General features: G+C 62.4%; 16 protein-coding genes. 8 read left to right on the forward strand and 8 right to left on the reverse strand.

All coding sequences use genetic code 11. From position 1 onward, the window contains the following. Positions 1-83 precede the first annotated feature (83 nt). The 3 genes from J2X57_RS00530 to J2X57_RS00540 all read right to left on the reverse strand — a co-directional run bounded on the left by J2X57_RS00530 (position 84) and on the right by J2X57_RS00540 (position 2,452). Positions 84-1,202, reverse strand: a complete 1,119-nt coding sequence (locus J2X57_RS00530; RefSeq protein ID WP_309862524.1) for a M56 family metallopeptidase — start codon at positions 1,200-1,202, stop codon at positions 84-86. Next, a complete protein-coding gene (locus J2X57_RS00535; RefSeq protein ID WP_043694347.1) occupies positions 1,199-1,567 on the reverse strand; it encodes a BlaI/MecI/CopY family transcriptional regulator in 369 nt (122 codons plus the stop codon). Before J2X57_RS00535 ends, J2X57_RS00530 begins: the two co-directional genes overlap by 4 nt. A 93-nt stretch (positions 1,568-1,660) precedes the next feature. Further along, positions 1,661-2,452 carry an SDR family oxidoreductase gene (locus J2X57_RS00540; protein WP_043694345.1) on the reverse strand — a complete coding sequence of 264 codons (792 nt, stop codon included), beginning with the start codon at positions 2,450-2,452 and terminating at the stop codon, positions 1,661-1,663. A gap of 622 nt (positions 2,453-3,074) precedes the next feature. On the opposite strand from J2X57_RS00540, the gene J2X57_RS00545 reads away from it, so the two are divergent. Then, on the forward strand, positions 3,075-3,347 hold the full coding sequence (locus J2X57_RS00545; RefSeq protein ID WP_036112750.1) for a hypothetical protein: 273 nt from the start codon (positions 3,075-3,077) through the stop codon (positions 3,345-3,347). Positions 3,348-3,460: 113 nt separating this feature from the next. Then, a complete protein-coding gene (tehA, locus tag J2X57_RS00550; protein ID WP_309862529.1) occupies positions 3,461-4,441 on the forward strand; it encodes a dicarboxylate transporter/tellurite-resistance protein TehA in 981 nt (326 codons plus the stop codon). Positions 4,442-4,523: 82 nt separating this feature from the next. On the opposite strand, the gene J2X57_RS00555 is transcribed toward tehA, so the two are convergent. Beyond that, positions 4,524-4,883, reverse strand: a complete 360-nt coding sequence (locus J2X57_RS00555) for a helix-turn-helix domain-containing protein (protein ID WP_081907451.1) — start codon at positions 4,881-4,883, stop codon at positions 4,524-4,526. Between the two features lie 380 nt (positions 4,884-5,263). On the opposite strand from J2X57_RS00555, the gene J2X57_RS00560 reads away from it, so the two are divergent. Together J2X57_RS00560 and J2X57_RS00565 are read left to right on the forward strand one after the other, a co-directional pair. Continuing rightward, the gene (locus J2X57_RS00560) at positions 5,264-11,122 is read left to right on the forward strand and encodes a DUF3320 domain-containing protein (protein WP_309862534.1); all 5,859 of its coding nucleotides are present in this window, start codon (positions 5,264-5,266) and stop codon (positions 11,120-11,122) included. 81 nt (positions 11,123-11,203) lie between these two features. Further along, positions 11,204-13,186: an AAA family ATPase gene (locus J2X57_RS00565; RefSeq protein ID WP_309862536.1), complete on the forward strand. Its 1,983-nt coding sequence runs from the start codon at positions 11,204-11,206 to the stop codon at positions 13,184-13,186. Here the strand turns inward: J2X57_RS00565 and J2X57_RS00570 are convergent. Then, positions 13,179-13,898 (reverse strand): AraC family transcriptional regulator, encoded by a 720-nt coding sequence (locus J2X57_RS00570; protein WP_309862538.1) that lies wholly within the window; start codon positions 13,896-13,898, stop codon positions 13,179-13,181. The genes J2X57_RS00565 and J2X57_RS00570 overlap by 8 nt on opposite strands. Before the next feature lie 152 nt (positions 13,899-14,050). Between J2X57_RS00570 and J2X57_RS00575 the strand changes: the two genes are divergently transcribed. From J2X57_RS00575 to J2X57_RS00585, 3 genes are all read left to right on the forward strand, one after another. Continuing rightward, positions 14,051-14,881 (forward strand): NAD(P)-dependent oxidoreductase, encoded by an 831-nt coding sequence (locus tag J2X57_RS00575; RefSeq protein WP_309862541.1) that lies wholly within the window; start codon positions 14,051-14,053, stop codon positions 14,879-14,881. A gap of 200 nt (positions 14,882-15,081) precedes the next feature. Then, positions 15,082-16,521: an HWE histidine kinase domain-containing protein gene (locus J2X57_RS00580; RefSeq protein WP_051943584.1), complete on the forward strand. Its 1,440-nt coding sequence runs from the start codon at positions 15,082-15,084 to the stop codon at positions 16,519-16,521. Positions 16,522-16,552: 31 nt separating this feature from the next. Continuing rightward, entirely contained in the window at positions 16,553-16,936 is a 384-nt protein-coding gene (locus J2X57_RS00585; protein WP_239709161.1) for a response regulator, read from the forward strand. A 92-nt stretch (positions 16,937-17,028) separates the two neighbouring features. Here the strand turns inward: J2X57_RS00585 and J2X57_RS00590 are convergent, their stop codons facing one another. The 3 genes from J2X57_RS00590 to J2X57_RS00600 all read right to left on the reverse strand — a co-directional run bounded on the left by J2X57_RS00590 (position 17,029) and on the right by J2X57_RS00600 (position 19,256). Then, a complete protein-coding gene (locus J2X57_RS00590; RefSeq protein ID WP_043697861.1) occupies positions 17,029-17,511 on the reverse strand; it encodes a GNAT family N-acetyltransferase in 483 nt (160 codons plus the stop codon). Between the two features lie 33 nt (positions 17,512-17,544). Continuing rightward, positions 17,545-18,342, reverse strand: coding sequence for a thioesterase family protein (locus J2X57_RS00595; protein ID WP_036112768.1), 798 nt, complete (start codon positions 18,340-18,342; stop codon positions 17,545-17,547). A 98-nt stretch (positions 18,343-18,440) separates the two neighbouring features. Next, positions 18,441-19,256, reverse strand: coding sequence for a DUF72 domain-containing protein (locus J2X57_RS00600; RefSeq protein WP_309862550.1), 816 nt, complete (start codon positions 19,254-19,256; stop codon positions 18,441-18,443). 116 nt (positions 19,257-19,372) lie between these two features. Here J2X57_RS00600 and J2X57_RS00605 point away from each other — a divergent pair, with 116 nt between their 5' ends. Further along, positions 19,373-19,567, forward strand: coding sequence for a hypothetical protein (locus J2X57_RS00605; protein WP_308846857.1), 195 nt, complete (start codon positions 19,373-19,375; stop codon positions 19,565-19,567). Positions 19,568-19,588: the final 21 nt, after the last annotated feature.

Raw genomic sequence — 19,588 nt, forward strand, 5'->3', positions numbered from 1 at the left:
GACGGCTTCCAGGGAGCTGCTTCGGGAGCTCTTACGCTACACATGTAGCGTGCAAGTTACAACGGTAGCCTTGAAGCGTCGTTTTATGGCTGCGACGTCGCCACGACCCAGCTCCCATCCTGCGCGCGCGTGAACGAGACGCGGTAGTCGCCCGGATGAAAAGGCTGGAAATCAGGCGTCACTGGCGCCCCCAGCGTCGTGACGTGGAACCGATTCGTAGCGCTGCTGCTCACGGGAAGGAATCGCAAGGTCATGCCGTGAAGGCCAGCCACCGTTTCGATACCGGCATGGACGCGCCACGCCGAGACTGCCGTTGCCCATCCCAGGGCGACAGCGAGCAGGGCGGCAATCCAGTGACGAAAGTCATGCGCGCGGTACGACTGCCCGGGATCGAGGATGGCGGTCATCCTTCTGCGCAAGGCGGGCAGCGGGCCGGCGATGGTCGATCCCATTGCGGTCGGGATCTTCGACTGCCGCAGAGCATCGATCAGCGCCTGGCCGTATCCGCGTCGCGTCGCGTCGTCGGTACCGAGCAGAGCGGCCTCGTCGCATAACTCTTCCCGCGCGGCCAGCAAAGCTTGATGCAGAGAACGCAGTGGTAGGCACCAGGGCATCAGCGCCATGGCCCACGATTCGAGCAGGAGATGCCAGTTGTCGCGCCTGTCCGCATGGGCGCGCTCGTGGCGAACGAGCGCCGCGATCACCGCCGGTGGGTATGCGAGCACCGATGCGGGAACGATCACGGCGGGATCGCGGTAACCGATCAGGAGTGGAGAAGGCACTTCCGCCACCAACACCGGAATATCGTCCTGCATCGACGGTACGGCTGCCCGCCTGAGCGTCCGTGTCCTACGCAGGGCACGGACGAGATGCGCGATGGCGCGCATTCCCCACAGTGACGACGCGATCAGCAGGCCGTTGGCAACCCACAGCAACCAGGTCTGTGCCGGCAGTGCGTCCGGCAGGAGCGCGGTGAGGTAACTCATCGCCTGCGTACTCAACTGCTCCGCCATGGTTCCTGGAAAGCCGCTCACGATGAGCAGCGCCGCAGGCAGCACCGCCGTCAGCCAGAAGGCTACGGTCGTCAGGCGGTAACGCGTTGCCGCTTGCAAGCCATCCTGGACGCACCTCAACGCCACGAGCATGCCGGCTCCCGCCAGCAGCGATGCCGAGAAGGCGATCACCGTCGTAATCGGATTCACGACTTGCGCTTGCGCCCGTTGAGCATGCGGTCGAGCTCGGCGAGTTCGTCCGCGTTGAGGATGGCACTACCCGTCAACGCCGAGACAGGCAGACTGCCGGGAACTTCAAGCACGTGACGGAAGAGATGCGACAGCGAATTTCCCAGTACTTCGACCTTGGTCGTCGCCGGGGTGAAGACGGCAAGACCGTGCGCCTCGCTTCGTGTGACCAGCTCCTTTGCGCGCATACGCTCGAGCACGGTGCGCGTCGTCGACACGGCCCACCCGGTACGGGCGGCGAGTTCGTCGTGAAGCTCTCGGGCGCTCAAGGGATTCTTTTCCCACAAGGCTTTGAGGACTTCCAGTTCGCTATCGGAAAGTTGCATGGGCGTTCACACGGGCGGGAAAGGCATGCTACACATGTAGCGTCCAGCCATGCAACCGTGACATCGCGGTGCTGACGCTTGGTAAATGTCCCGTCAGGTTCGGTAGCGCGTCGCAATGATGCCTTCCCGTCCCGCATCCTCCCGCAACTGGGTGAAAGCCTCGGCGAGGGTCTGGAAAGACGACGCATCCTCAAGCGTGGGAATGGTGACCTCTTCCCCAAGATCGAGTCCGCGTAGCGCGGCGTCGACGAGCTGTTCCGAGGTAATAAACGAACCCGCCGGAAACAGGGAGTCGTCGACACCCGCTGCGGCAAAGAACTCCGTTTTTACCGGACCAGGCAGTACGCATTGAAACCGTACGTTCGTTCCTCGGGTTTCCAGATTCAGCGAGCGGGTGAAGTTCAGCACAAACGCCTTCGAACCGCTGTAAGCCGCTCCACCGGCGACGGCGCGAAACGCACTGATCGAGCACATGTTCACGACGGTACCGCTCCCCCGTTTCGTGAATGCCTGCATGGCGGCGAGGGACAGGCGCGAAAGGGCGAGAACGTTGACGTTGATCAGGGTGGCCAGGTCGTCCACCTTCGTGTCGGAGAGGGCGCCAAGTTTGCCCATGCCTGCGTTGTTGACGAGAAAATCGACGCTCGCGTCATCGGCGATGACTTGCTCGACACTGCGGCACCCTGTCTCCGTGGAGAGGTCTGCCGTGAGGGTGGTGACTTTGATCCCATGGTCACGGGTGAGCTCAGCGGCAAGTTGCTCGAGGCGGTCCGTGCGGCGTGCGACCAGCACGAGATCGAAGCCGCGCCTGGCGAGTCGGTCGGCATAGGTCAATCCGATACCGGATGACGCGCCCGTTACCAATGCGGTTCGATGTTGACTCATGGTGCGATGCTCTTCGAGGGATTGTCGTGATGCCCTTATTCGACAACGGCGGCGGGTGCGCTTGGATGCGTGTGTTACGGCACTTCACCCCAAGTGGCGAAAGGCACAGATCAGCTACCCCTACAGACAACTGCAAGTTGATTTGCTACGGTTTGTCCCGTTGCCTGCGTCGATGCTCTCGAAGCCTCGCAGGCAACCATCGCTCAAAGCGGTGAGAAGCGCGGGCCAAGGGTGGTGAGACACCCTCGACCCGCTGACCAATCCAACTAAGAGACAGTTGAAATGGCTACCCCCGATCATACGGTACTCGCTCGCCCGCCGGATCCCCCCGGCGACAACCCCACCGGTCACCGGGACGTCTGCCGACCTCGCAGACACGGTTGAAGAACCGCGGCAGCGGCCGTTTAACTGAGTTTGTTCTCAGCCGTACCATCCGGCGCGTACGCGGCCGGATCGGCAAAACGCGCTGACGCCGCCACACACTTCGTCAATCACGCCGCCCCGGCGCCTGGTCACAGGCAGCCGATGAACCCGCGAATCCGTTTGATCCGCGGCACGCCTTGCTTACGCCCGGCGTGCCGCACCTGGATGCGCGGGGTGGGTTGCTACCAAGGAGAGTTTCATGAATACGTCCCAGCGCCAGTCGATGGACGATGGCCTCAGTTACCACGCGGACCCCGGAGCCACGCCGCATGACCTCATGAACGAAGCAACGGAGTGGCTGCAATATGCGCGCGGGCTGAATGGCTTGCTAGCCGACCTGATCCACGAGTCGGACGCGATGGATTGCCAGCGCGTCGCGCTGGGGATGGAAGCGATCGGCGCATTGATGCGCATGGGCATCCATTGCATGGCGCAGGCACACGTACGGATGTGCTGGGGGCAAGCGGACTGATCGCCTTTCGCGGCGAACCCATCGGAGCGGACTGTCATTACGTTCAATTTGGGAGCGTTCTTCCTAGACGTCACGGCAGGCGACCCGGATGCTGAGCAAAAAGGACCCTGTTCATGTCATCCCGTGCAACTATTCCGGCATCGTTCTTCGGTATCGTCCTCGGCCTCGTAGGGCTAGGAGGGAACTGGCGGGTTGCCGCGTCTCTCTGGGGACTGCCGGCGATCGTGGGTGAAGCGGTGATGTTCCTTGCGCTCGTCGTGTGGGGAACGCTCATCGTGGCTTACGCGTACAAGTGGTGCTTCGACCGTGCGGCGGCTGCAGAGGAAGCGCGGCATCCGGTGCAATGCTGTTTTATCGGCCTCGCGCCTTCGTCGACCGTGCTGATGGCGCTGGTGATTCACCCGTACGCGTACCACGCTGCCGTCGGCGCGCTGGTTGTCGGCGGGGTGGGGCAGGTGACGTTCTGGCTCTGGCGATTCGGGGCCATGCTGCAGGGCGAACGCGACGTCGTCACGACGACACCCATTATCTATCTGCCGTCTGTGGCCGGAAACTTCATCATCGCTATAGGATGCGGTGTCCTCGGGTTTTCTTCGTGGGGGATCCTGTTCGCCGGCGGGGGCCTGTTGAGCTGGTTCGCGCTGGAATCCATCATCATTTTCCGACTCTTCCATGCGAGCGCACTTGCCGTGCCTCTGCGCCCCACGCTCGGCATTCAGCTCGCGCCTCCCGTCGTCGCCGTGGCCGCTTGGCTTGCCAACACGAAGGGTCCTCCCGATCTCGTACTGCAGGCGATCTGGGGATACGGTCTGTTGCAGGCGCTTCTATTGATCCGGCTGCTACCGTGGATTTTGAAGCAGGCTTTCGCACCGGCTTACTGGGCCTTCAGCTTCGGCGTCACCGCACTCTCCGGCGATGCGCTTCAGATGACTGCGCGTGGACTCACGGGCGCTGTCGCCGACATGGCGCCGGTGTTGTTCGTCATCACCAACGCGGTCATGGCTGTCCTGATGGTGGGAACCGTGGTTCGGCTCGCACAGAACAAACTGATTCCGCGACCCGCACCGGTCGCGCCATTCGGACGTGCACCCTGAGGTGAACTACCGGCCTGAAGCAACGCGGTGGAAACGTCAGCGAGATGTCCGTTGATCGTCGCTATCGACAGGCATCGCGTTCCTACGCTTTGGGGCGGACACGCTTTTTCGCCAGGGCAGGCGAGGCGGTTGGCTTCATCTCGAAGAAACGAGCTTGCGCGTCGAGATCAGGGTAGTGAGGCGCGTCGAGCATCTTAATGACGTCGGAGCCATGTCCCAGTGCGAGTAACAGCCGCAGGAGATTCTCCGAAGAAACGGGGGACCCTTTCTCCGCAGCTTTGATCGTGCTTTCGGAAACGCCAGCGCGCCTGGCGAGATCGGCCTGTCGCCACGCGAACGCCATCCGCTGCCGCCGAATCCGGATTCCGACCTCGCGTGGGAAGTCTTCCGGGGAGGGCGCGGGAGGCCGCTTATTGGCAAGCAATTCCGCCAGTGATTTCATGTACTTATGATAGGTTGGCTGCTAAGAGGTTTCAATCAGCCCCTTAATAAGAGGTGTTATCAAACCTCTTAGACGAAATCTATGGCAAATAAAAACCCGCGGAGGGGACCGCGGGTTTGGGAAACATCCGTCATTGCAAAAGGCAGCAGGGGAACTGCCCGGATATGCTGGGACCGGTGCCTCTCGGCAACCTTGGGAATAAATATACTTCGCAGTACATGAATCGTACGTGAGCCCGGACCTGCGGCCAGGCAACCTTTTTGAAAAATCGTAAAACGCTTGTCCCCCAACGGCCTTGACGACCGGACGGTACCTGCGCGCGCGTTCAATGTATCGCCTAAAATGGCCAGATTAACGGTACGCGAGGAGTGTTCCCCCTAATGGACATCAGGATAGAAGCCGTCGTCGCATCGAAGACGGGCTTTGCCGCTCACCAGAACGCCGTGCCGCTCCTTCGGGACCTCTCGGTCATCCATACAGGCACGGAGGTCTTCGACAATCTCACCCTGGAACTTACGACTGATCTGCCGTTCGTGGAGCCGAAATCCTGGCGACTCGACCATCTGGGCGCGGGTGACACGCTGCGCATCGCTGATCGGGATATCCGGCTGGTGGCCGCGTTCCTGCACGACATCGCCGAGAGCATCACCAGTGAGCTCTCGATACGCCTGATCCACGGCGAGGCGCTGCTTGCGCGCGCGAACTTTCCCGTTGAGCTTCTGCCGAAGAACCAATGGGGTGGGGCTGCCTCCATGCCCGACCTGCTTGCCGCCTTCGTCATGCCGAACGACCAGGCGGTGGACCGTATATTGAAGGGGGCATCCGACGTCCTGCGCCGAGCCGGCAAGAAGGACGCGATTGATGGGTACGAGGCGCGTTCCCGCACACGCAGTTGGGAACTGGTGTCGGCTATCTGGTCGGCCGTCTGTGGGCTCAAGCTCAGCTACGCGCTCCCTCCGGCGAGCTTCGAAAGTCAGGGCCAGAAAATTCGCACCCCGACCATCGCGCTTTCCGGCGGTGTCGCGACTTGCCTGGACACGGCGTTGCTGTTCGCCGCTGCGATTGAGCAGGCTGGAATGAATCCGCTGGTTATCCTGACCAGGGGGCACGCTTTCGTCGGCGCGTGGCTGCAGCCGCAAGAGTTTTCCAGTCTGATCACGGACGAGGCGTCATCCGTCCGCAAGCGCATCGAGTTGAAGGAGCTGGTGGCCTTCGAAACCACCCTTTCCACGAATGCTCACGCGCCAGGCTTCAGCGTCGCGGTGGAGCAGGCTACCCGTCAGCTCAATGACGATGATTTTGTGATGGCCGTCGATGTGCGTCGCGCACGCATGCAGCGAATCAGGCCGCTCGCGCTGGGGTCGGGCTCACAACCGGATACCGAGGCCGCGACACCTGCCGAGTCCGCCAGCTTCGATGCGCTTGAGAACGCACCGCAGCTGCCCGCGTTCGATGTCGAAGTTCCCGCCGAGCCGGATACCCCCGCCGGAAAGCTGGAACTGTGGCAGCGGAAGCTGCTGGATCTGACAACACGCAACCGTCTGCTTCATGTGCCGGAAAGCGCAAAGGCCATCCGCCTCATCTGCCCGGACCCTGCACTGCTCGAGGATCGGCTGGCCGAAGGCAAGCGTATTCGCATCGTTTCCATGCCGGATCTGACGGCCAGTGGCCGCGATCCCGCTCTTTACGAGCAGCAAAATCGCGAGAACCTTCGTGACGAGTACGCGCGCAGCGCGCTGGAGCGATCAGAAGTCCTGGCAACCCTGGAGAAGTCGAAGCTGGAGGCTTCGCTGGTCGACATGTATCGCAAGGCGCGCAGCGATCTGGACGAAGGCGGTGCGAACACGCTGTACCTCGCACTTGGCTTCCTTAAGTGGAAGAAAGCTGCGGAAGATCCGAAGACGTACTCCGCGCCGCTCATTCTCGTGCCGGTCAAGCTCGAACGAAAGAGCGCGCTCTCCGGTGTCGTCATGACCATGATCGATGAGGAACCGCGGTTCAACCTCACGTTGCTGGAGTTGCTTCGTCACGATTTCGAATTGGTGATTCCCGGCCTCGGTGGCGACCTTCCCACGGACGAAAGCGGCATCGATGTCAACGGTATCTGGAATCGGGTACGTCACGCGGTTCGGGACGTTCCTGAATTTGAAGTGGTACCCGATCTGGTTCTGGGGACGTTCTCATTCTCCAAATACCTCATGTGGAAGGACTTGTCCGACCGTTCGGAGCAATTGCTCGAAAGCCCGATGGTGAAGCACCTTCTGGGAGATCGAACTGAAGCCGGTGTGTTCTCAAACACGGGGGAGTTTCCGCGGCCGGAAACCCTGGATCAGGTCACCGATCCGGCCAACCTGTTCATCCCTTTGCCAGCGGACTCATCGCAGTTGGCCGCGGTTGTGGCTTCCGCCGCGGGGCATAGCTTTGTTCTCGACGGGCCTCCAGGAACGGGCAAGTCGCAGACGATCGCCAACATGATCGCGCATAACTTGGCCTTGGGCCGGCGGGTACTGTTCGTAGCAGAGAAAATGGCCGCTCTGGACGTCGTGAAGCGTCGACTCGATGAGCGAGGGCTGGGCGAATTCTGTCTGGAACTGCACTCGAGCAAGGCGTCCAAGGCCGAAGTCCTGAAGCAGCTGGAGCGTGCCTGGGATACGCGCGATCTGCTCTCCGCCGACGAATGGCGCGAAGAGGCGGCAAAGGTCAAGATGATTCGTGACCGCCTCAATGGTTTGGTGGGCGTGCTTCATCGTCGCTGGCCGAACGGTCTGACGATTCATACGGCTATCGGCCGTGCGGTGCGCGACGTCACTCCGGCGACCCCCCGTCTGGCCTGGCCCGCTACGACGCGGCACAGCGCCGAGGAGATTGCCCAGCTGCGTTCAGTCGCCGAACGTGTCGATCTCAATCGGCAGGTGCTGTCGCAAGCGAGCGGACTCAATGTGGTTCGTACAGGCGAATGGTCGAACGGATGGCAGGAAGCCCTGGTCGGTAGTGCTCGTACACTGGCCGCCGCCATCGACGCCTGCCGGTCGGACGTACACCGCACAATTGAGGCAACCCGACTGCCTCTCAACGAGACGGATCACGCGGGCGTCGGTCTGCTCATCGCCTTCACACGGTTACTGGCCGCCGCCTATGACGTGGACCTGCGCTTCGTCTTCGCGCCAACGTTCAGTGCGGTTCAGGCCGCAGTTGGGACGGTGCTCGAACAGATTCAGTCTTACCGGGACGTCGAGAAAACTTTGTCGGTAGCGTATGCCCCGGAGGCCGTCCGTCGAATCGAACTGGCACGGTTCAACGCGGAGTGGGTGGCAGCAGGTGAGAAATTCTGGTTCCTAGCGACGCTGGCGAAGAAGCGGGTCAGCAAGGCACTTGCCCTGGCCGGTGCGACGGGAAGCGTGCCTGATGTACAAGCTGACCTGCCGAGGCTGGCTGAGATGCACCAGTTGCTGGGCAAGATTGACCTCGCGGGTGGCGAACTGATTGGCGTGCCCGGCTGGAACGGGTTGTCGACAGACGTTGCCAGGGTCGCATCGGCGTTGGAGCTCGGAGCGAATATCCGTGCCTCGCTAGTCGCGCTAGCGAAGTCGCCGGAGCATCTGATCGAACTTCGGAAGGCCGCTGGCTCCCTCATTGTCGACGGTAACGAGATGTTGGGCGCGGGCGGGACCGTTGTGGGTGCGGCTACGCACCTCAAAACGACGTACGACGCATTCAAGGGCGCGCTGGCGAAGTTCGCCGAACTCACCGGGTCGGTCTTGAACCCCGATGCCGATCTCGATCACCTCTACGGGTCCTGTCAGGCGATCCTTTCACAGGAGCGCCAGATCAAGGCATGGTGCGATTGGTGTCGGGTACGCGACGAAGCGCATACGCTCGGACTGCGGACGATCATCGAGGTCGTCGAGCTTGGAGCGCCCCCATCGGACACGGCAACGGACATGTTCGAGGCGGCCTACGCAAGGTGGTTCGCCAGTGCTGCCATTGACGCCGAGCCGCTCCTGCGCGGATTTGTGGCCTCCGAACATGCGAATGACATCGAGAACTTCCGACGTCTTGATGAGAAAGTCGCCAAACTTACGGTCCGGTATATCCGAGCTAAGCTCAGTGGCGTAATCCCTGCCAAGAACGATGTTCCCAAGAATGGCGGATACGGGATCCTGAAGCACGAATTACAGAAGTCGCGCAGGCATAAGCCCGTCCGTCAACTCGCTGCGGAGATGGGTGACGCCATGGCAAGGCTGGCGCCCTGCATGCTGATGAGTCCGCTTTCGATCGCGCAATATCTCCCTGCCGATCAGGCACTCTTTGATCTTGTGATCTTCGATGAGGCATCCCAGATCGCACCGTGGGATGCGATCGGATCCATTGCGCGCGGCAAGCAGGTGGTGATTGCTGGCGATCCACGTCAGATGCCGCCGACCAGCTTCTTCAATCGCGCCGCCAGTGCGGACGACGACGATACGGCGGAGGATCTCGAGAGCATTCTCGATGAGTGCCTTGGTGCGGGCGTACCGAGTCATCGCCTCACCTGGCATTACCGGAGCCGGCACGAAAGCCTGATCGCCTTCTCCAATCACCGTTATTACGACGATGAATTGATTACGTTCCCGGCGGCGGAGACGCGCCCCAGCGCTGTCGAGTGGCGGCGCGTGGGAGGCGTGTATGCGAAGGGCAAAGGGCGCAACAATCAACGCGAGGCGGAGGCGATCGTGGCCGAGACGGTCAGGCGTCTGACCGATCCGGCTTTCATTGCGTCCGGCCAGTCGATTGGCATCATTACGCTCAACTCGGATCAGCAGAAGCTCGTCAACGACTTGCTTGATGCCGCTCGTCAGGTTCATCCGGACATCGAGCCGTATTTCCAGCCAGAGCTGGCCGAGCCCGTCATCGTGAAGAACCTTGAAACGGTGCAAGGTGATGAGCGCGACGTCATCATGCTCGGCATCGGCTATGGGCCGACGGCCTCCGACGCGAACACGATGTCGATGAACTTTGGGCCGCTTAACAAGGAAGGTGGATGGCGCCGTCTGAATGTCGCTGTGACGCGTGCCCGGCGCGAAATGCTGGCCTTCACGTCGTTCGATCCATCGATGATCGACCTCAATCGAACATCCGCCAGAGCGGTGGCCGATTTGAGGCACTTCATTGAATTTGCGCAGCGCGGGCCCCGGGCGCTGGCGGAAGCCGTGCGGGGGTCGGTGGGTAGCTATGACTCGCCTTTTGAACGTTATGTCGCCGACGGCCTTCGGGCTAAGGGGTGGGACGTAGTGCCTCAGATTGGCGTATCACGATTTCGTATCGATCTGGGTATCGTGCATCCGGACCGGCCCGGTGACTATCTGGTTGGCGTCGAATGCGATGGTGCGACGTATCACAGCGCTGCTACAGCTCGTGACCGTGACAAAGTTCGCAGCGCCATCCTGCAGGGGCTCGGGTGGAAACTGCTCAGGGTATGGTCGACAGAATGGTGGGTGGACAAGGAAGGCGCACTGGGCCGTCTGCACCTTGCTATTGTCGATTTACTCGAGCGATCTCGCGCAACCTCTCCGGCGAAGGCGCCTGCCGTGAAGGCCACCGACCCGACGACATCGGAACGTCTGCTGCCCAAGGACGTTCCTGAGGTCGTCGTCGCCGAGCCTGAGGAGGTTGTCCAAGCCGAGAAGTCCTCAGGCCGCGTTGAGACAACAACCGTCTCGCAGGATGTCATTATCGCTCGTCGCGTAGACACGGTGGATGCACGCCGTGCGAAGTACGTTGTGGCGGATCTCGGTGACCTCGCCGGTTCGGTCGATCCGGCACGTTTCTATCTCCCTGAATATGACGAGGCGTTGCGGATCATTATTCGCCGGGTGCTTGAGCAAGAATCGCCCATGTCGGATACGCTGCTGGTGCAGCGCGTCGCAAGGGCTCATGGATTCTCGCGGGCAGGGCGACTGATCAGGGAGCGCGTGCTCGAACTCGTCGACCGTTACCATCACGTGGAGCCTGATCCGCTCGAGGGCGCTTTCGTCTGGGTTGATGCCGATGCGGTAAATATGTGGACCACTTATCGTGAGCCGTCTGGGCCAGGGGACGTTCGGTCAATCGAGGAGGTGTCGATGCACGAGCTCGTTGCCTCAGCGCGCTCCGTGAGCGGCGCGGATCCAGTGGTCGAGATCGGCCGAGTCTTCGGCGTCAGGCGGCTGAGTGCGCAGGCGCGGGTAAGGATTGAGCATGCACTGTCACTCGGTTCGTGAGCGCTACAAATGCCGCTTAGAGGAGATCAACGATGGTTAGCTTGACTCTCGGCATACCGTCCATCGATACCGGGAAGGTGCATGCACGCTCGCGTTGACGCCTGGTACCTTCCGGTGACCGAATTCGCCGCCTCGGCCTTCATCACCCACGGCGCGGTCCCGGAGGCATCGATCGAGCGCGCGGCGCTGCTGGCCATGATGCTGGCGACGCAGCGCCCGCTGGGGCGCGGGGACCTCTATCGCCTGGTGGACGAGGCGCGCGAACTCTTCGATGGCCAGCCGCTGGCGGACGGCGAGCGCGATCTCCTGGCGCAGCGTGTCGTCCTCGCGGACATGGGATTTGGTGAGGTCGCAGGCTTGCTTGGCGATCAGGGCGTCGCTTTCGCCGATGTCGAGGTCATGGCGGCCGAGGCGTGGCTCGGCGAGGACGGCGAGTTCTCGCACGGGTTTCAGGCGGCCTGTCGTGAAACCTTCATGGAGGTGAGCGTTCGACTCGAAGAAGACCTCGGGGCGGACGACGAGGACGGCGACGTCGAACGACCGATGGCGGGCGATCAGGTCGTCGAAGTGGTCCGTCCCACGTTCCACCTTCGTGGAACGACGGATCAGGTCCGCGCGGTAAGGGCCATCGCGGCATCCTCGAGCGAGCATTACGCGATCACCGCATTTGCCGGAACCGGCAAGACGCACCTCATGTTCGCCCTCGCGACCAGCGGTCGTCGTTTCACGCACCTCGCGCCGACCCATGCGCACCAGCACGCCTTCAACGAGCGCGTAGGGACTCGTGCGGTCTCCAGCGTGGTGCTTCGCACGCTCGCCAATGACATGGCCACCGCGCACGTCCAGGGCAACAGCATTCGCTGGGTGCGCGCGCCGACGGTGCGCGAAGCCAGTATGCCGCTCGAAGCACGGTTGCAGGCCGCAGGCATCGTGTCGATTGCCGGCGATAGTCCGGCCAGGGTGCTTGCGGCGGTCGATCGCATCATCAACCGGTGGTGCTACTCGGATGCGCCTCAGATCGGCCCGGAGCACGTGCGCTTCAACGACGGCCTCTCGGTGGACGAGCGCGCGGCCTACGTGGCGATGGCACGCCGCGTGTGGGAGCTGATGCTGCAACCGCTCGGGAGCAAGACCGAGCGTCCGTTCACCGTTCGCGCGTATCACCTGTTCAAATGGCTCGACGTCGAGGGCGCCTCGTTGCCACCGATGGGCACGCTGCTCATCGACGAGGCCCACGATCTGCCCGCGCCGCTGCTCGCCCTCATTCGTCGCTACCCCGATGGTTGCGTGACCATGGGCGATCCCTATCAGAAGTTGAGCGGGGTCATGGCCAACTACGGGTCGGGCAAGGCGTTGACGCTGACCCGGTCGGTACGCGCCGGTGGTCAGGCGGTCGGACTCATCCGGTCGGTGCTCGACATGCACAGTACGGAGCTGGTCGTCGAGTCGCTCGAGGGTTCGCGCGAGCACTACACGCGACGGTATTTCTATCAGTCGACCGACACGCTGCCACTCGCAGGGCTTCGCGTCTATGGCAGCGTGTGGTCCATTCTGGAGGACGCACTAAGGCTGAAGAGCCAGGGCGTGCCGTTCCGGTTGTTGCCCGCCACGGAGAGCGACCTGGCACGCGCCACCGAAGATGCGATCGGCATGCGACGTGGGGACCATGTGACGCGGTACTACGGCAACCGGGAGTACACGTCCTGGAGCGCGCTGGCAGGGCACCTGGAGAGGATCGGCTACAGCAGGGTCGTGCGGCTGTTCGAACGGGATTTCGGCAGCACGGATATGCAGTCGCTGCTCGGCGCCCAGAAGGACGCGGAAGCGGAAGGGCTGACCCTGGGCCTGCTGGAGCATTGCAAGAGCCTGGAGTTCAGCCAGGTGACCTTGTGGCCGTGTTGCTTCGACACGCTGTCGGGAGCGCTCGAGCGACGTCGCGCTGACGAGCGCGTGCGCGCCGTCTATCTCGCGATGAGCCGTGCGACGGACGAACTGTGGTTGCCAGGCGATGCGCTCGACATCCTTGCCGACAGGGTGTCGCGGGGACGCGGCCAGTTCACCTGAACGCGATCAGCCTGCGCTGGTCGCGAACCTCCGCCAGGAACTTCTGCGGGGTGGTACCGGCGATGACATGAAAGTCCGCGATGAGATGGGCCTGGTCGTAATAGCCCGCATCCACCGCGACGCTCGACCAGTTCGATTCGCCGTTATTCAGCGCGCTGCTTACGGCGCGGTCGAACCGTTTCAGCCGGGCGAACGTCTTGGGATTGAGGCCCGTCACCTCCTGAAAGACGCGACGCAGATGACGATCGCTGATTCCCAGTTGCGTTGAGACATCGCCGACGTTGGCGTGTTCCAGCAGTCCGGCTGCCCGGCGCACAAAGCCATGCCTGGCATCCATCGGCGTCGACGCGACACGCAGGGCGATCACATCTTCCAGCACGGAGGCAGCGGTGGCGGAATCACGGGCATCGGACAGCTTCCCGATCAGATCCTCCGCAGCGCTTCTGCTCCAGATCGCCTCGATCGGAATCGTCCGACCCACCAGCGCGCTCGCCGGCACGCCGAACACGGCCTGGTGAGTCTCATAAGGAACACGGACAAAGGCGGCGCGGTGACCGCGGTAAATCCGCTTTCGATGAACGCGCTGACGTGCACCGAGTGCATGAACGTCCAGTCCGCCGGGAATTGACGGGCCGTAGCGCGCGACCAGATACATATTGGCGCTTGGGCTTGCGACGAGGTCGAGGTGAGTCGCGGATGCCGGAAAGGGCATGCTCAACGGGTCGTGATAACGGTGCATCTCTGTGCGCATGGGGTCAGTCTGAAGACAAACCGGACGGCTAACAAGCCTTGTCCGGTTTATCCAATTCTCCGGAAATCCCGCGAGTACGCTGACCGTCCATTCTTTCGGAAAGGCGGTGTCGTATGAAGGTCCTGGTTACCGGAGCGACGGGTAAGGTGGGTTCACGTCTCGTGAAGCGCCTGATCGAGCATGGCGAGCAGGTGAGGGCGTTGGTGCGCGACGAGAAGCGCGCCCGGGACATGCTGGGCGATCAGGTGGAACTGGTCCAGGGCGATCTGCTCGAGCCTGATTCCTTGCCTGAGGCGGTGGAGGGTGTGGACGCGGTGGTTCATTGCGCCGCGTTTTTTCGTGGCGCGACCGATGAACAGGCGCATGCGACGAACGACCTGGGAACGCGGCATCTGGCGGAGGCGAGCAAGAACGCCTCGGTAGGGCGCTTCGTTTTCACGAGTACGGGCCTGGTGTACGGCCCCAAGGGTGGAGCGCAGACCGGCGAAGAGGATAGCTGTGCGCCGGTAGATGCGTACCCGGTGAGCAAGCTTGCCGCCGAGAAGATGCTGTTGTCGATGGACGGGCTGGATGTCCGGGTGCTTCGTCTTCCCTTCGTTTATGGCGCGGGTGATCCGCACATCAACGAGGTCCTGCCGTTCATGCGTAAGTTCCCCGCCGACATGCGGATGTCGCTCGGGCATCATGACGACATCGCTCAGGCGGTCGTTCGCATGCTTCATGCGAAAGCGCCGAAGCACCGTATCTACAACGTAGTCGACGACGAAGATCCCGATCTGGCGACGTTGTTCAGGGCGGTCGACGAGCTGCCTCCGGATGGTTCGGACGCTGAGCGAGCCAGGATCTTCAATGTGCGCATGGACGGTCGCCGCATTCGCGAAGATCTGGGCTTCGCACCGGTCTTTCCGCGTCTGCGGGATGCTGTGGAGGCGGGGGCTCTCTAGGCCGCGAGACGGCTCAAAAGTCTTCCACCAAGCCACAATGCTCACGATGGCCGGTTACGGGGTGTCCGCGGAGACATGGCTTCGGACATGTCGGACAGCATGGGCGCGGGCTCCGCGCGGGAAGAGGATGACAAAGTCGGGATCCGGGCTCATCGCAGCCCGTTGACGCGGCTTTGTCGCCCCGTCCCCGACCATGCCCCATGCCCGCCGATTCCCTCACATACACCCGTTCCCTTCGAGTCAACGAACTGCGCCGCAGCGGCCTGCTGGACCGGCCGGGGAGCGCCCAGTTCGGGCACCTCACCGAACTTGTCCGGAACGTTCTGAGCGTTCCCGTCGCCATCGTGTCCATCGTCGACGAAACCCGCCAGGTGTTCGCTGGTCACTCCGGCCTGCCCGAGCCGTGGGCGTCGATGGGCGAAACCCCGATCACTCATTCGTTCTGCCAGTACGTCGTCGAGCGGGGTGAAGTGTTCGACGTACCGGATGCGCGCGCCGAGCCGCTGGTAAAGAACAACCTCGCCATTCCCGATCTCGGCGTAGAGGCGTACCTTGGCGTGCCGATCCACTCGCTCGACGGTTCACTGATTGGGGCCCTGGCCGCGATCGACACGAAGCCGCGAGCATGGACGGCGCACGATCGCAGCGTGCTCGAGATGATCGCGATCATCGTCGACAAGGAAATCCGCGTCGGTTCGTCGGAGCGAAAATTCCGTACGCTTTTCGGGGAGATGCGTGAGGGCTTCTACGTCGGTCAGCTCATTCGCTCGGCCGATGGCGCCGCCGTCGACTTCCGTTTCGAAGAGGTCAATCCATCTTTCGGCAGACTCACCGGTCTCGACCCGGCGGCGACGACCGGTGCGATGCTGGGCGATGTCGCGCCGCTGGCCATCGATGAATTGCTTCCGGTGTTCGAGGGCGTATTGAAGGATCGCTCGGCGGTCGTGCATGTCGGTCGTTCGACGCTGGTCGACGGCCGCTGGTTCGAGACCCGTCTGACGCCGCTCGACGGCGACCGGCTGATCGGCTTCTTTACTGACGTCACCGAGCGTCGCAGAAACGAAGAACTGCAGGATGTGCTCAACCATGAGATGAGCCATCGTCTGAAAAATACGCTCATGATGGTTCAGGCGCTGGCCGTGCAGACCTTGCGCGGCGTGACCGAGCGGGACGCGGTCGATGCACTGGAAAAGCGCATTCACGCTCTGAGTTCGGCGCACGACATTCTCTTCCGGGAGAACTGGCACGGCGCGCCCGTGCTCGCCATCGCGCAGTCGTCCTTCGGGCGTTTCTGCCTGGAAAGCCGTGTGGATTTCATCGGCACGGCGTTCGAACTCGGACCGAAAGCCACGCTTTCCCTGTCGCTCCTGCTTCACGAGCTGACGACCAACGCGGTGAAGTACGGCGCTCTTTCGAATGCCGAGGGAAGGATACGACTCAGTTGGTCAACCGACAGCGAACAGTTCTATCTGAAGTGGCAGGAAGTGGGTGGGCCGCTTGTGAGCGAGCCCGAACGCAAGGGCTTCGGCTCTCGTCTGATCAGGATGGGCATGGGGTCGGGCGATGTTCGTACGGAGTACCACCCTAAGGGGTTCGTACTGACGCTCTCCGCACCGCTTTCGCATCTACAGCAGGTATGACCCAGTGGGCCAGGCATCTCCCTTGAAACCCGTGGTTCTCATCGTCGAAGACGAACCGTTGCTGCGCCTCATGGCGGAAGAGCTGATCGAGGACGGTGGCTTTGACGTCGTCTCTGTGCCGGATGCCGCGTCGGCCGTGCGGATTCTGGAAACCCGGCTCGACATCCGCATCGTGTTTACCGACATCGATATGCCCGGTGGCATGGACGGCATTCGCCTTGCCGCGATGATCCGCGACCGCTGGCCGCCGATCGAGATCGTGGTTACGTCCAGTCATGTCAGTATCGCGAACCACGAGATGCCAGCGCGCGGAGTCTTCCTTTCCAAGCCGTATGACGCGCAGCAACTCGTGGGCCTGCTTCGGAGCATGGCGGAGCGGAGGCCGGATGTGCCGGATCCTGCGCGCCCGAGGTGAGCTGAGCTGAGGTGCATCGACCTTATTCATCTGTTTGGCCGCGGAAGCGCGCCCGGCAACGCCCTGAACGCGAACAGTGACCTCGCCATCGCTTACAGATCGCGTCGGTAGAAGCGCGTGTCCACCGCCATTCGGGGAAACATGGCCGGTAGCCTCTCTGGATCGACCACTGTAAACCCGTGTTTCTCATAGAAACGATGTGCGGCAAGAAAGCGGGCGGTGGTGCCGAGGTAGAGCGATCCAAATCCACGCTTCCTCGCGGTTTGCTCCAGGACGTCCAGCAGCCCTGCGGCCACGGACGGCCTGATCCCACGCCAGTCGCGATGGACGAACATCTTTCTAAGCGCGCCGATCCCGCCGCCGATGTCCTTCAGCGCGATGGTCCCCACGATCCGGCCACGCTGTCGGGCGACCCAGAAGTCACCCTGGCCGGTACGATAGTAGCCGTCGATGTCGGCCAGATCCGGTTGATCGTCCCGGGTGATCGGGAGGCCGAATTCCTCCCTTTGTATGGACACGATGAGATCTGCGATGGCGTCGGTATCGGCGTGGGTCGCCGGGTCGAACGTGAGCATGCTATCTCCGCAGCGAATGGCCAGCGTAGTGCTCTAGACGGCCGCCTTCGGGCGGACGGTCAACGACTGACTGATGACAGCGACGGGACCGCGCTCGTCGTATACCGTGCTATGAGTCACCCCGAGCCCTGCCGGTCCGAACGACGCGTGGCTTGCCAGCCCCAGCCAGCCGCTCTCGGGAGAGCGCAGGATGTGCGCGGTCAGATCCACATTGGGAAACGCCACGTCACCGGGCAGCCGCCTCGGGCAAAGGCCATTCGCGACGTCGACGACACCGAGCATCCTTGCGAGAGGGCTGGTGGCGGCATCGGCGATCAGCGGAAACCCCGGTCGCACCCAGCTGGTCGCCTGACCGGTATCGACCTTGATCTGACGCGTTTCCACACTTCGTACGAAGCCGCCCGGCCACAGGGATGAGAAGTCCCACGGCGGGGTGTCCGCCAACGGAGGCATAGACGGGAATCCGTCCCCTGCGATCGTCGACGTGTCGGATGTCGCCAGCAGCCATGCGCGCAGTGTGATCGCGATGCGTCCCTGACAGGTGAGGGTGGCCTCGACGAGCTCGATGGTGCGGCCCGGGCGGATCACGTCGACCGATATATCGAACGCGTCCATGGGAAGCACGCCATGGATGTCGTAGGTGGCACGGCTGATGGTCAGAACGTCGGTCCGACGCGACGCATGGTGCGTTTCGATTTCGCGGGCGAGCAGGCCCATGACCGGCGCGATGTGCTGTTCGTCGGGATTCCAGCCCCCGCCGACGTGGTCGGTGGGACGATAGCGCCCGGGTGCGATCTGAACGAAGTAGGCGTCGGCAACGGGCGTGCTCATCAAAGCTTTTTTCTGCGCAGGGAAACGGCGAGGTTAGCCGAACTGGCCGATCGACCTCAACGCGCCCGACAACGCAGGTATGTCAACGAGTTTCAGCATCAATCCGGCTGCTCGGCATCGAGCATGGCCTTCAGCGTCAGGGCATTGGGAACGGCCTCTCCGCGTGCCGTGTTGTCAAAAATGCACCACGCATCGCGTCCGTCGCCGGCTGACAACCTCATCCTTGTGGCGACGCTGTCGATGAACGTGCGGTCGTATGCGGAATAGTAGATCTCGGGGGCGCCGTGCAACCGAATGTAAAGAAGCTCGGGGTGAAGTATTGGCTCGACACCGGCGACCGGCGACGGATGGGCCTGGACGATCGATATGCCCGCTTCTCGTAACAACGCATCCGCCTTCGCCGTAAACCAGGAAGCGTGTCGCGGTTCGCACACGACGGGGGTGGATGTGACCTTCCGCAGAAGGCGAAAAAACGCTCTGGCCGTTTTTGAATCCAGCGCGAGGCTCGGGGGAAGCTGGATCAGGATGCAACCGAGCTTGGCCTTCAGTCCCGACACCTCACGCAGAAATGCGGCGAGCGGCGCTTCACAGTGCTGCAGGCGAAGCTCGTGCGTGATCGTTCGAGGCATCTTCACGCTGAAGCGAAAGCTTTCAGGAACGCTTTCCCCCCAGCGAAGGTAGGTCTTCTCCTGGTGCGACCGATAGAAGGACGAGTTGATCTCGACGCAGGAAAACACCCGCGCATACCGCTCCAGATGAGTGCCCTCGGTGCCGAACGACGAGGCGACCTTCGACGCAAGCGACCAGCCCGCGCAGCCCACTCGCAGGGCGGGCGATTCGGAAGCGTGAATGGTTCGGTTCATGCGGGCAGTCTTGGTCAGACGGCGTGAACGCACGGTGGCCTGACCGGACAACGTCGCATGAGGTCTTCACCGGGCCTCCTGACTCGGTCACGCAATGAACACCGCCGACACGCTCTTTCGTCACGGAGGTGGGGCAACGATTCGTTCTTCTGAGAGGAGAGAACACCATGAGCGACCGCGACAGCGTGCAGCATTCCTCCATCGGCGTCGGTGGGTCGAACAATCCAGCGGCCAACCCCGGCCAGGACAAGCCGGCGAACGAGCCCTCGGACCAGGTCGGTCAGACCCGGCCGGACGATGTGGCGACCGACGGCGCGGATCAGAAGGGACAGCGGGATCCGGGCAAGAGCGGTCAGCGATAGGGTAGGGAGGCACGCTTTTGA

This window comes from Luteibacter sp. 1214 (assembly GCF_031455395.1).
Classification (GTDB): domain Bacteria; phylum Pseudomonadota; class Gammaproteobacteria; order Xanthomonadales; family Rhodanobacteraceae; genus Luteibacter; species Luteibacter mycovicinus.

What these genes read in the sequence shown, in the direction of transcription:
- J2X57_RS00535 (WP_043694347.1), bottom strand. Translation starts at nt 1,567, where the DNA reads ATGCAACTTTCCGATAGCGAACTGGAAGTCCTCAAAGCCTTGTGGGAA.
- J2X57_RS00540 (WP_043694345.1), bottom strand. Translation starts at nt 2,452, where the DNA reads ATGAGTCAACATCGAACCGCATTGGTAACGGGCGCGTCATCCGGTATC.
- J2X57_RS00545 (WP_036112750.1), top strand. Translation starts at nt 3,075, where the DNA reads ATGAATACGTCCCAGCGCCAGTCGATGGACGATGGCCTCAGTTACCAC.
- tehA (WP_309862529.1), top strand. Translation starts at nt 3,461, where the DNA reads ATGTCATCCCGTGCAACTATTCCGGCATCGTTCTTCGGTATCGTCCTC.
- J2X57_RS00555 (WP_081907451.1), bottom strand. Translation starts at nt 4,883, where the DNA reads ATGAAATCACTGGCGGAATTGCTTGCCAATAAGCGGCCTCCCGCGCCC.
- J2X57_RS00560 (WP_309862534.1), top strand. Translation starts at nt 5,264, where the DNA reads ATGGACATCAGGATAGAAGCCGTCGTCGCATCGAAGACGGGCTTTGCC.
- J2X57_RS00565 (WP_309862536.1), top strand. Translation starts at nt 11,204, where the DNA reads ATGCACGCTCGCGTTGACGCCTGGTACCTTCCGGTGACCGAATTCGCC.
- J2X57_RS00570 (WP_309862538.1), bottom strand. Translation starts at nt 13,898, where the DNA reads ATGCCCTTTCCGGCATCCGCGACTCACCTCGACCTCGTCGCAAGCCCA.
- J2X57_RS00575 (WP_309862541.1), top strand. Translation starts at nt 14,051, where the DNA reads ATGAAGGTCCTGGTTACCGGAGCGACGGGTAAGGTGGGTTCACGTCTC.
- J2X57_RS00580 (WP_051943584.1), top strand. Translation starts at nt 15,082, where the DNA reads ATGCCCGCCGATTCCCTCACATACACCCGTTCCCTTCGAGTCAACGAA.
- J2X57_RS00590 (WP_043697861.1), bottom strand. Translation starts at nt 17,511, where the DNA reads ATGCTCACGTTCGACCCGGCGACCCACGCCGATACCGACGCCATCGCA.
- J2X57_RS00595 (WP_036112768.1), bottom strand. Translation starts at nt 18,342, where the DNA reads ATGAGCACGCCCGTTGCCGACGCCTACTTCGTTCAGATCGCACCCGGG.
- J2X57_RS00605 (WP_308846857.1), top strand. Translation starts at nt 19,373, where the DNA reads ATGAGCGACCGCGACAGCGTGCAGCATTCCTCCATCGGCGTCGGTGGG.